The organism is Bacillus sp. 2175, assembly GCF_057812155.1.
Genome location: NZ_JBSZSU010000011.1, coordinates 1 through 12,396, shown reverse-complemented (window position 1 = coordinate 12,396; position 12,396 = coordinate 1). Strand labels below are relative to the sequence as shown.

At 32.6% G+C, this 12,396-nt stretch carries 15 protein-coding genes; all 15 read right to left on the bottom strand.

Annotated features, from left to right (window positions below):
• Positions 1 to 7 precede the first annotated feature (7 nt).
• Positions 8 to 862: a TnP I resolvase gene (gene tnpI / locus ACXKY9_RS30590; protein ID WP_000382147.1), complete on the bottom strand. Its 855-nt coding sequence runs from the start codon at positions 860 to 862 to the stop codon at positions 8 to 10.
• A gap of 260 nt (positions 863 to 1,122) precedes the next feature.
• Positions 1,123 to 1,524, bottom strand: a complete 402-nt coding sequence (locus ACXKY9_RS30585) for a hypothetical protein (RefSeq protein ID WP_016097503.1) — start codon at positions 1,522 to 1,524, stop codon at positions 1,123 to 1,125.
• Positions 1,525 to 1,712: 188 nt separating this feature from the next.
• Entirely contained in the window at positions 1,713 to 2,366 is a 654-nt protein-coding gene (locus ACXKY9_RS30580; RefSeq protein WP_016097504.1) for a hypothetical protein, read from the bottom strand.
• Positions 2,367 to 2,382: 16 nt separating this feature from the next.
• Positions 2,383 to 2,610 carry a hypothetical protein gene (locus tag ACXKY9_RS30575; RefSeq protein WP_016097505.1) on the bottom strand — a complete coding sequence of 76 codons (228 nt, stop codon included), beginning with the start codon at positions 2,608 to 2,610 and terminating at the stop codon, positions 2,383 to 2,385.
• Between the two features lie 217 nt (positions 2,611 to 2,827).
• The gene (locus tag ACXKY9_RS30570) at positions 2,828 to 3,391 is read right to left on the bottom strand and encodes a hypothetical protein (protein WP_073340416.1); all 564 of its coding nucleotides are present in this window, start codon (positions 3,389 to 3,391) and stop codon (positions 2,828 to 2,830) included.
• A gap of 246 nt (positions 3,392 to 3,637) precedes the next feature.
• Positions 3,638 to 4,489: a type IV secretory system conjugative DNA transfer family protein gene (locus ACXKY9_RS30565; protein ID WP_073340412.1), complete on the bottom strand. Its 852-nt coding sequence runs from the start codon at positions 4,487 to 4,489 to the stop codon at positions 3,638 to 3,640.
• A 146-nt stretch (positions 4,490 to 4,635) separates the two neighbouring features.
• Positions 4,636 to 4,878, bottom strand: a complete 243-nt coding sequence (locus ACXKY9_RS30560; protein ID WP_016097509.1) for a hypothetical protein — start codon at positions 4,876 to 4,878, stop codon at positions 4,636 to 4,638.
• Between the two features lie 380 nt (positions 4,879 to 5,258).
• Complete coding sequence (locus ACXKY9_RS30555) at positions 5,259 to 5,750, bottom strand: DUF5512 family protein (protein ID WP_016097511.1); 492 nt, start codon at positions 5,748 to 5,750, stop codon at positions 5,259 to 5,261.
• Positions 5,751 to 5,846: 96 nt separating this feature from the next.
• Positions 5,847 to 6,035, bottom strand: a complete 189-nt coding sequence (locus tag ACXKY9_RS30550; RefSeq protein WP_021729740.1) for a hypothetical protein — start codon at positions 6,033 to 6,035, stop codon at positions 5,847 to 5,849.
• The gene (locus tag ACXKY9_RS30545; protein WP_016097512.1) at positions 6,025 to 6,549 is read right to left on the bottom strand and encodes a hypothetical protein; all 525 of its coding nucleotides are present in this window, start codon (positions 6,547 to 6,549) and stop codon (positions 6,025 to 6,027) included. The genes ACXKY9_RS30550 and ACXKY9_RS30545 overlap by 11 nt, the downstream gene beginning before the upstream one ends.
• Before the next feature lie 484 nt (positions 6,550 to 7,033).
• A complete protein-coding gene (locus ACXKY9_RS30540; RefSeq protein WP_016097513.1) occupies positions 7,034 to 7,336 on the bottom strand; it encodes a hypothetical protein in 303 nt (100 codons plus the stop codon).
• 877 nt (positions 7,337 to 8,213) lie between these two features.
• Complete coding sequence (locus tag ACXKY9_RS30535; protein ID WP_016097514.1) at positions 8,214 to 8,366, bottom strand: hypothetical protein; 153 nt, start codon at positions 8,364 to 8,366, stop codon at positions 8,214 to 8,216.
• Positions 8,341 to 9,603 carry an AimR family lysis-lysogeny pheromone receptor gene (locus ACXKY9_RS30530; protein WP_016097515.1) on the bottom strand — a complete coding sequence of 421 codons (1,263 nt, stop codon included), beginning with the start codon at positions 9,601 to 9,603 and terminating at the stop codon, positions 8,341 to 8,343. Before ACXKY9_RS30530 ends, ACXKY9_RS30535 begins: the two co-directional genes overlap by 26 nt.
• Before the next feature lie 290 nt (positions 9,604 to 9,893).
• Positions 9,894 to 10,652, bottom strand: a complete 759-nt coding sequence (locus tag ACXKY9_RS30525) for a hypothetical protein (protein ID WP_021729741.1) — start codon at positions 10,650 to 10,652, stop codon at positions 9,894 to 9,896.
• Positions 10,653 to 10,854: 202 nt separating this feature from the next.
• Positions 10,855 to 12,396, bottom strand: coding sequence for a replication initiation protein RepS (repS, locus tag ACXKY9_RS30520; RefSeq protein ID WP_016097341.1), 1,542 nt, complete (start codon positions 12,394 to 12,396; stop codon positions 10,855 to 10,857).

Below are 12,396 nucleotides of genomic sequence, written 5' to 3'. Positions count from 1 at the left end.
TACTCCTTTATAAGAGCTCCATTTTATTTTTTAGCTGCAGTTGGTTTGGATTTGTGTAAAGTAGTGTCGTATGGATGTTAGAGTGCCCAGCTTGATTTGCAACTTCATGAATGCTAAATCCTTTTTCAATTGCATTCGTACAGAAGAAGTGTCGTAATTGGTGTGGAGTAATAACATTGCTGTATGATTTAAAGATACGATTGACGACCGTACGGTCGAGCTTTTCTCGCTTTTTACTAATAAAAAGATACGGAGATTCATGTGCTGTACTGTATGTTTTTCGATCGATGAGATAATCTTTGATAGCACTAAGTACCTTACTATTTAGTAATACAATTCGTTGTTTACCTCCTTTTCCACTTCGAATAATACATTCCCCAGTCTGTAAATTGAAGTCATTCATTTTGATAGATAATGCCTCTGAAATACGTACTCCTGTATATGCTAGGAGAGTGGCAATTGCATAATTACGTTTGTTATTATCCTCTAACACACTTTGTAAAAACTTTTTTACATCTAATTCAACAATTTGGGTTGGAGAAGCATAGACAGTTTGAACCTTTATCATGTCTGTTTTTAAAATTACTTGATCTTGTTGACTTCCTTTCTGTATTAGAAATTCATTAAATTTAGCAAGGCTACTAATCTTGTGGTTAATGGACTTGGCGTTCAACATTTTGACATTCTTTAAATAACTAATGTACTCTAAGATATTTTGTCGGTACAATTTTGTTAATTTTCTGTCATAGGAACCTTCAAACCATTTTATGTACTGTCTAATACCTGATGTGTATCCCTGAACAGTGTTCTCAGTTTTATTCTCTTGTTTAAGATAAGAAGAAAACTGTTTTGCAACATCCATGTGATTTCCTCCGCGTCTATAAATTGTGTTGCGTCTAAAAGTATTTATTTATCGATAAATTGTGTTGCGTTAAACCCCTAGATTTATATTTATTATAACACCTAATACAACACAATTAATATTGTGTTGTATTATTTTTTGTATAAAAAAAGACACTGTATGTGTCTTGGAATAATGATATATTTTCTGATTTTTTAACTCTGATTTTCTTAGCGTGGTTTTTTTCCGAAATGCTGGCGGTACCCCTTCATAGAATCACCTTACTCTTTCTTACCACACTCTAGCTTTTTCATTGTCGCTGAACCTGATCCCGTACTACTGGAGCTATATGTATAAAGATAATTACAATCTTGTACCTTATCATGTAAAATGATTACTTCTTGTAAGGCTGTATTTCGAGGATCAGTTCCCCTTACACCATCATCAACAATATGAGCTTCTAGAATTTCAATTCTTGATTCCTTATTTCGTTCTTTATTTGTAATCTTAATTTCTCCTAATTCATAATTTTCTTCGGTATTTGTAACTTCTTTATTTACACTTGTAGCAGCCTTTTCATTCTCCGCTGCCATAGTACCTGTATTAGTAGAATTCGAACAACCTACTAAGCTATATAGCGCCATAGCGTACGCTAAACTAATTAATGCTTTTTTCTTATTCATATCTCCATCCCCACTTCCCTAATTTCTTAAATTGCCTTTCCTTTTGAGATTAATTACAAACAAAACATACTGATTACTACCTAATATGCTTTGTTTATAGCTAATCTTTACCAATAAAAAAGAGCAGCCAATTAAGATCTGCTCTTTCTTTTACATTCTCTTATTTTATTAATCCTCAACAGAAACCATTAATCACAACTTGGGCCGCTATCACCAATCGATGAAGAATCCGATTGGGAACAATTATTATCATCCCCTGAAGAATAAATTGAACTTCCTAATGCAACACCTAAAACAATATTATTAATGTCATTACTTTCCGTACTATTAGAAGAATGAGTAGACCCATTGTATGAACGTATTGGACTTCCTTTACCTCTCGTTTTATTAGTGTTCTGTTTACCCAAATTAGTAGAAACATTGTTATTTTGGTTAAATACTCGCTTCATCATATCTCTATCCCCTTTTTCATATCGATTTTTTTTATCCTTGCTATGATCAATTACATAAACAGGATTCTGATTTATATCATCTTTTTGTATATTAATTTTTGAAGGAGAATTTTTTTCTTTTTTATATCTCCTAATTTCTTTCTTTTTCTTCAAAATAGTTATAATTCCAATGATATACCCTATCCAGAAAGCAGCACCAATAATATAATTAAAAATAATATCAACAAGAGTAGTTGGAAAACCCTCTCTATCTAGTACATTTTTCATCATTGGTTCTATTCCCCACTGTAACGCCAAAAACATAATACATCCTATAAATAAAGATATCCATATACCACCAATTTCATCTTCCAGTTGACCTATCCTACGTTCTTTTTCTGCTGCATTCAAAACATTCACCCTCTTACTAGCTTTTTATTAAGGCATTTGCTACCTGATAGCAAAAGAAGTTTTCACTAAGTACTTGAAACAAAGGATCTGACATCCATGCAGCATCTTCGTCTAACACGCCTTTTACGTTTAAAGCATCATTAAACTTCTGCATGATACCTTTCTCTTCATATAAGTTCTCTCCAACTTGAACGAACATTTCCCAACCTTTTTCATTAATTTTTATTGTGACTTCCTTGTTCATGATTTCCCCCCTCGTTTGCTACGGTTAGTATAGGATCTATTTTCTGAATACCAATTATATTTTTTTAGAATCATACAATTATTTAATACCTTTCCCATAACAATTAGTACAGGTTACTTTAATACCAAACTCCTGCGTTTCATAACCAAATGAATTCTCTTTTATTATGTAATTTTTACCGAACATGAAACCTTTGCCCTGGCACTTTTTACATTTTCTAACCTTCTTCATTGTCCGTCTCCATCCATTTCCCCCAGGTTAAAAGTAAAATAAAGATTTCACCATCAACTTTCACACTTACTCTTAATCCTGATTTCTCTAGATCATCAATTATTTTCAAGTAAACATTACTCTTATAAATTACTTCTTCTGCAATTTCTTCCATGCTAAGTTCAATTATTTCATCTTCCCAACAAATACCTACAATTCTTTTTACGTCTTTGCGATATTTCCAATACTTCCATTTAATAACGACACTATTATAGAAAAACCTACAAAAGAAATTCGAAAATGTTTTTCTAATCATATCCTTAAAATTGAAACTAGTACGGTTCTCCATAATGTTACAATTCATTAGGCTTATTCCTAAATGATCAAATCCTTTATTCATTTGCTCTCTAATTTTTTTAGTAAGAAATTTACTAGTAAACTCTTTTTCTAAAAAATTTTCAAAAGCTATTCTATAAATTTCTAACACCACTTGTTTTTCTTTCTCTGAATTATGCTTCAAATTAGCTAACTCGTATTCCGTTATTAGGGGTTTTTTTACCAATACAAACACCTCCCTCTACTTTTATATACAACTGTTTAACAAAAAGAGCAGTCCCTTTAGGATCTACCCTTTTTCAGTACCAATCTTGTTTAAAATATTTTAGATGTACATAAGAGTAGAGGTAACAACGCTATATCACCTGGGGAAAGGAGGAAGAAATATATCTGTTACCTCCACTCTTATACACAACTGACTATAAAAAAAGAGCAGACCTTTAAGGAGCTGCTCTTTTATCATCTTTATCTTTAGATTTTTTTACACTTTAGGATATAACGCTCTGCCCAAAATATCCTCAGCATTGTAAGTTTCTACAAGTTTTGTCCATGAATCATTTCCATAAGGATTATCTCTATAGTTTTTCTGTAAGATTCCTAAATTAAGAGGTAAATCCATTAACATACCCGCTGTCAATGGTAAAAACAATAAGTTTGTTACTAAAAATTTCGAGTGAAATTCTACATGATGATATTTCAGCTTCTCTGCAATCCATTCAGCTGTTTGTGGATCAAGTATTCTTTTATAAAGTACATAATGACAATTATCTAGAATAACATCATCCAATCTTAGTACATGCTGAACGCTCAACGTGGTGCTAATTCCGTATCCACACCATGTTTGAAAAATAGCATGAAACTTAGGAGATGCATATTCTTCATATTCCATAAGGAAAAGATGTAATGATTTTTCTTGTCCCCACTTTATATCTTGCATTTCTTTTATTTCCATTAAGAATTCCATAACACGTTGACTATTCATTTCTTGATTTCCAAAAAATTCATTAGGGAAGATTACATGAATTAAAAGTTTTTCTTCTTTTTTTGCCATTAAATCATTATTTAACTGCCGCAAAATATCTTCTTTTTCTAAATTATACGTTAAAATATGATATCCTTGTTTTTCTTTAAATGTATACACATTTGATATTTGATCTATTGGATCTATTACTACTAAATTCTTTTCTTCCTCTAGCAGAATGTTAGGTATTATAACAGAAAAATCTTTTCCTGTTCCTATTCCACCTACAACAGCTGTGTTTACATTCTCTTGCTCCTGTACTTCTTCCTTCACGATTTCAACAGCTTTTTCGACTTGACCAAGCCTTACCATGCTAACACCTCCACTTTCTAATCAACTTGTAATTTATCGATTAATTACAAACAAAACATATTGAAGATACTCAATATGCTTTGTTTATTGCTAATCTCAAAACATAAAAAGAGCAGCCCCCAGGGATCTGCTCTCTTTACATAAAATTATTTCACTTGATAATCAATAAACATTACTTGATCACGAAACACTTCAAACTTTTCTACTTTACCATCAATACCTTCAAATCCATCTCTACTTTCTTGCATCTCTACTTCAAATATTGCATGTCCAACACCCTGAAAAAACTTATTATTAATAAATATACTCGCTTTCTCTATATTCTCCGATTTGATAATAGTCGATCTTCTTAAACCACTTACAAAATGAAATGTTGCAACAATATTCATGACTTTCCCCCATTTAAAATGTGCAAAAAGAGTTTGCACACAAAAAATATATTTAGTCTAAAAGCATGGTAATAACCATTTTTTCAATTCCCAGCCAGGTTAAAGTTGTTAAAACCAAAACTAACAACCACAAACAAGCATCTTTTACAGCTGATTTGACGTTTTCCATTACTACATTGTCTTTTCTGTAAGAATCATTATGAATGATAGCGATGCATCAAATAACAAAATCATTAAAACCATAAAAGTTATCATAGCTGGAAATAACAGTTGATCTCGGCTGATCATATCCCCTTACCTCCCATTGCCCTACTTAATTTTGACAATAAAAAAGAGCAGAACCATTAATATGATTCTGCTCTTACAGTTATTTGTATGTCCTAATTTGTCTTTTCGAATTTCTTTAGAGTCTTCTTATTATTCTCATACTCTTTTTTCAAAAGATCCTCTTTATCACTAGAGCTTTCTAATTCTTTCTTGATTTCTTTCCATTTGGTATCATTTGGATGCGAAGAACCAATATACACAGAATTAAAGCCTTTTTCTGTAGTTGCAAGTATGTAATATTCATAATCATTTACAACCTGCAAAGGATCTCTACCATTTATTTTTTCTTTTACAGAAATTGATACAACTGAATACGAATCAACTTTATATTCCGTTGGCTCCACCTTATAAATTGCTTCACGATTTTGATACCCTTTAACTCTCCATTCGTTGTCAGCTGTAATAGTAACGAAATTGTCTTTACTATTTTTATAAGTATCACCCTTTTTATAGGGGACTGAAGAACCTCCACACCCTGCAAGCAGTACTGTTATAGATATAAATAAAGCCGATACAGCTGATAAAAACTTAAACCTTTTAAACATGGTCTCTACACTCCATTCCATTTATATTCATTACATTAATATATTAACATATGAACATTTGAGACCCCACTACTTTTATAGCGCTATACTACAACCTTACTGCAAATGAACGAGCCAATGATTACCTCTTAGCAAAGTGATGTTAAACACTTTAAAGGTATGAATTACATTCATTTTATTACAGCAAACATCTATACTTTGTCCGAGATCATATCTTTCATCCAATCTAAACAAATCTACATGAATGCTCTTTGTTCTCAATATTTTCTCGATTTTATGATTCATCAGCTTCCCCCCATGAATCATTTTTTAGGGAAGCCAGTACCTTTTGTGTGCTATAGCGGTACAGCTGAGAAAACACTACATCTGATTTGTTCATTGTAACCAAGTATTCTGTTAATCCTACTAAGTGGACGAATCTCTTATTTGCACTAACTAGTAAATGTATGCCTAGTGATCGGCTACCAATTAATATTTTTACTGCATCCATTGTTTTCTTCTCTACACGTTCAAAGGAAGCTAGAGAAAGAAATAATGTCTTTCCATCTTGCTTATTTGAACTAAGTTGTTTACGTGCCTTTTTCAACGCTGCAAGACATTCAGTTTCGCTTGTATAATCGGTGAAATCTACATGATAAGCAAGTGTATCATTATCTTGTAATGCGTTTATTAGCTCTATTTGAAACTCTAAACACACATCATCTTTGCCTTCAATTAGGCAGCCTGTTGCATGCTTTGTTTTGCTTGTAAGAATATTTGCTATTTGCCTAATATACCTTTCTCGGCATTCCATACTCATAATTTTTTACTCCTATTTGATCTGTTTAATTCTACAAAAAATATTTTGTATTCTTGATTTTTAAAAAATAAACGGTCTATATTCGGTCGGATACAAATGCGAAAAAGGAGTATCTCCATTTGTAACAGGGGCGTTTAGTCTCGTTACGCCCTCTCGTTAAAGGAATGCTTGTACAAATATATCGCTTTGGAATTTCTCCGTCATGGCGTCATGTGTACAGCCCTTTAAGTAGTCTGTAGGCTTGCTACAGATAGACCAACATCGATTGCTATTTTCAAGCGGACTATTGTCCCTAAGGGTTTATTCGTGTCTTGCATCTCCTAGATTCACGAAATAGATTGGCATGCGATGATTTGCCCTTCCCCCAGCAACTATATCAAGTTTTCAAAGAACGTATGGGGAACATACACAAGAATTATGTCCTTAAGCTATGAACCCCAAGTGTGCTGTATTTCTTGCACAATTAAATCGATCAAATGTATTACTACTTCACTTTTTTCTTTGTTTTTCTCTCAAAAATAACCTGCATCAATGTAGCACATGGTTTATTCTTCTTGGCAATGATGATACCATCGCTATTTCTTACGCATTTGATATACCTAAACATATTTGTTACTGGAACTTCTCTTCTAACTGTTTGATCGTACAGATTGCCATTGTCGAGAACGACTAAATTCTTGCCATCAAATGTACTAACTTTGTGCGCTCTGTTTAATAGAGTGCCAACATCCATCTCTTTTGTTACTTTAAGCCTGTGTGTACCTTTGCTAAACTCTTTTTCTCTCATGGTTCTTCTCTCCAATCTTTAAAATTTCAGTTTGTATCTAGACTTTCTCAGGGTCTAGATTCATCATACTTAACAAGTTTCTTAACTCAACCCTATCCACATAAACAATTACAAATATAAAGGTGAGCATTATAAAATTTTCATATAGCCAATGGGTTTCTTACAGAATACAAAAAAGGCGTAAACTAATGTTTTAGTCTACGCCTTTTTCTTCAATCCGAAGAACCACTTTTAAGAAGGATAACCGCACAACATCAATAATATTGCTTAAACTCACGTGTACGTATACATTTACATATCTTGTATAAATACACGAAACAGTATAATATTATTGATGTTGCATCTCGTTATGCTTCATTAAGTGGGCAGCCTTTCTAAAACAGGTCGTTGTTTTAAAAGGTCGAAAATATCAAGAGTTGGTAGCTCTTTTTATTTTCAGCCCATGTAACTATGTAATTGTTAGTAGTTCACAATTTAGATGCTAATAAACATCTTTCAAAATTAAGATTACAACGATTGTGTTTTATCGTCAATCCATAATTTCTCAAAAACTGCTACATCTAACCAAACTACATATCAAAAGTCTTCGGAAAACCCAGTGTTATCAACGGATTAGATAACTGGGATTTTTTTTGACTTTTCTAAATTACAAATTGTGGAAATGCGTAGAACGTTTGTTCTGATTTTAACACTTCTTTTTAGCTTTGTTAATATAAAATCTTGATAATTAGTAATTAAAATATAGTTATCGTTTCATAGTTTGTGAATCAAATCACAATCCTTTACTAAATTACGAATTTGAAATTTAGTAAACATCCCTAAAAACAGCGAATGCGATTGCCTCATTTGAGACAATCGCATTCATAAATATAATTAATTACCCAACTCCGCCACCTGGGTTAACCATTTTAGCAAGTAAAGGCTTTTCATGTTTTTGGGAAATCTGATATGATTCTTTTTTTTCGTAAGCTGTACATAATACAACAGCAACTATAACTAAAACTTTAACTACACATAATACTTTTTTCATTTTCTACACTCCTATACATGATACCATTTTCCGAAAAATATTTCAATATAAAAATCGGTAATTCACTATAAAACCCTCCTCCTTTATACCTAAATAACTCAATAGATTTATGAATGTATTCTATATCATTCATCGCCAATCCTAAATAGCAATACTCTATTGGTAATAGATATCCATTCTCTTTTTTCATATTTTTTATAATCTTTATCGCCGTATCTCTATTTCCTTTTAGCGTTTCTAATAAAGCTTGTTCAGCAGGATGAAACACCTTAATATCATTTAGGTTGAAAAGTGGTTTCTCACTAGTTAAATACTGTACCATCTGCATAAACCCATATGTATTTAATATTTGTTTTTTTCTTACTTCCGCTCTTTTAAAATACAATGTATCTAAATATTGCAAAGCCATTTTCACATAACTTGATGCAGTTTCAAAGCAATCAAAGGTATATGACTCAGCTAAATACGAATATGCTGAAGCTTTTTGTATCGAAAAAACATCATACAAATCTTCCGTATCTATAATCTCATTACATAATTTGCGACAAGTTTTTATATCTCCCCCCAACAAATGTGCAGCAGCATGAACCTCCTTCATCCTAATTTTATACATATTTCTAGTAAATTCATCTTTTATTTCAGTGAATTTCGGCTTCGATATCTCAATATATTCGAAAAAAGAGGTTACTTTTTCTATATCATACATAATATAACATGTCAAAACATCATATAAAGCATTCATTTCAGTTGTCTTTATTACTCTACCCTTTTTACTACTCTCTAACTTTTCAAGTAACTCTTTACCTAGAAGAGTCCCTTGACCCCTTGTCCATACCAAATCATATACATAGGCCCATTCTCTATTTGTTGCAAGGGATGATGTTTTTTCCTGATCAACGAGTAGTTTTAACAGATTCAAATCTCCTTTAGCATGCGCATACTCCATCGCAATACGTAAGTTTTGTTTACTTGTGGTAAGTAAACAAAACTTGTGTATTAATTTCTGTTTTTGAAGTGCATCATTTTCATATAAAATATTTAACAACTTAATTAAACTCAAAAAATTGAATTGATTTTTCCCCGATAAACGCCTTGATAACAAGCCACTACTAATCCCAATTTGTTCCGCTAACTTACCATGAGTTCTTCTTTGAAAATCAATTTCATCAATAAGTATTCTTAGAAATTCTATTAACGCTTTTTTAGTTTCTTCTTGTTTATTTATTTTATCATGCATAAACATTTCTCCTTGAATAGAACTATGTAATTTCTAATTTTTAATTTATTATTTTAAAATCGAACCTTTCAGTCTGGAAGTATCAAAGTAAACAAAACTAAAAAATAATCTCGATCCATTTAATATTCTTTTAACGTAATGTTAGCATGTCGTATCTTAGCATAATAACACTAGAGATTTTGTCGTAAATTGTCGATAAACCGTACTTGTCAAATATGAAATAATGCATATTTTCAAAAAAGAGAACTTCAGTAATGAAACCAAAGTTCTCTTTTGCACTATTATTTTAGCTACCCTTCGCTTCTTAACTGTTTTCTTAAACTTCTGTTCCCAACATACAAATAGGCTTTTGTCTCATAAGGCTCATGTTTAAAATACGAGTAACTACCCTTAAAAATCGTTAGTTGGCGCTTCTCAGTCTGCAACAACACCCAATACTTACTTTCATCCAACACAACACCTGATACATTCTTACCACTAGGAAAATAAACCGTAATAGTATCCTCTACAGAAAATACATACTCCGTAGGCTTTTTATAATCAGCTAGTTTCATTTCCTTCGTATAGAAATCATTTGTCATAAGTAATGGATCATGCTTCACATGTGTAACATAAGATAAAGCACCCTTCATGATTGTATAGTAATTCTCTTTTTCAGTTTTAACATAAAGATAATAGGCATCTTCAGACAATAAAGTCCCTTTGATCCCCTTACCATCTTTAAATACACAACCTATCAGTTCACCAATCTCAAATACAAAGGATGTTTTCTTCTTCCCCTCGCTAAACTTAGGAGATCTTTCTTCAACAGTTGGAAACTCTTCATGCCTTATATATTTAACTTCAGAGAAATTAACTGTTACTTGATACAGAGCACCGTTCCCCTCCACATCAAGAACACAATAATACTCTTCTATTGTTGAAATTTTACCTTTTAACAAATCATCATGATTTAGTAGCTTTATATCTACAGTAGCCCCCCTCATAAATACAAAAGAGTGTCTGTAACGCCCTCTACTATCACGATCTATAGGATAATTTTTACCCAAAGTAAGCACCACCAATATTATAATTTTCTAGTAAACCTCTATAAATTTCACATACCATAATGAGTAGTTAACCCTAGTAGTATAAGACTAATCTCCAAGAATAAAAGAAACATAAACTATGTAAGGCCATAACGCTATAGCTAGCTGACCGAACCGTGTATCGTAGATATAATTATGTATTGGCAGAGTGGACAATTAAAAATTAACCGGCTGGTAGCCCTTCTAATATGCCGTATAGTGTTTCTTCTTCCGCCATAGCGTTACTTGTTTTTGCTTGTCCAAGAACATTACCCATTTGAGGGAATAGCCCTTGTAAATAGTTTAAATAGCTCTCTCTTCTTTTTCCGTTTTCCTTTAAAGCAAATGCAATTAGCATTCCTTGTGTAGATAGTCCTGTTTTTGCTGTTTTGCCTTTTCCCTCAACCGTTTTATAGATTTTTGTACTCCTTTTTAGAACCGTGTTTAATGTACTACGTGGAATGTTAAGCGCTTCGCACAGTTCTGATTGTGTAAAGTATAGCACAGGTTTATTATTTGAATTCATCGATAAGAAAGTAATAATGTCAGCTTCCCACTCGTGCCAATGACTACGCACACGATCCTTACGTTGTTTCTTATGTTTCTTCCAAAGTACAGAAGGCGCACGGAAAGCTGAAGCCTGTCCACCCACCCCATATGTTTGTAATAAACGCTCTATGTAATCTTTATGTGCTGCCTGATACTTTCCAGAGTACGCAGACATAACAATTCCTCTAACTTCAGTATGATCTAGCGGTTGCTCTAGGTTACTATTAAACTGATCCATTAAGTCCATTGTGTCTTTAATAACGTACTGACTTTGGAAACACGCTAAAGAAAGGGTGAAAATCGCATTGTTTCGCCCTGCTTTCGTTTGTTTTGGAGATACATTTGTACAACTAATCACCTGTTTGAACCATAGTTCATCCATTTGTTTTGGTTGCTCTACAGGAGCGTTTTTAGCAAAAGGACTCTCTATCACATTATGAAACTGTTCATTTCCCTTGTTGTCGTCTTGTCGCTTGCTCCACTCTTGTAACTCCTTGAATGTATACACATTTTCCTCAAAGAACATCACAACATTTTGTACTGAAGGCATTCTGAAGAACCCAAAGTGATTGCATGTTAAATCCACGTTTGACAAACTCTCAGCAAACATTTCTCGTAGGTTTTGAGAGATACGTTTCGCTGATTTAATAGCTATAAAGTTCTTGTTATTTGATACGTACACAGCTTTATCCAACACATAATACACTTGATAGCCCTTTGTTGTTTCAAGAATCATAGTAGGTACACCAAAACCTGCATTTAATGCCACATCATTAATCGCAGTCATAGGGAATGACTTTGAATCAATATCAATAACAAAACAGTTAATTTGTTGTAGGTTCTTTTCAGTATGCCCCACAATTGTACGAAGACCATTTTCACCATATGTACCAAAATTATATACATTAGGTGTCCAGTGTGAAGCCTGTCCAACATGATCCAGTACAGCTTCTTCAGATGATAATACTACGCCCCTAGTTCCAAACTTGGCGCTTAAATCTTCTTTCTTACGAGTAATAAAAACTGAACCTTTTTTATTCTTCTTGCCATTTAACACTTTGCTTTCAAATTTCTCTTGTGTTGCAATAGATACTAATCCAGCTTTCGAATTTTTAGATTTATATTTTCGTAACCCTTTATGTAGTATTAATTCGATAGCGCTTTGTACTGTATTCAT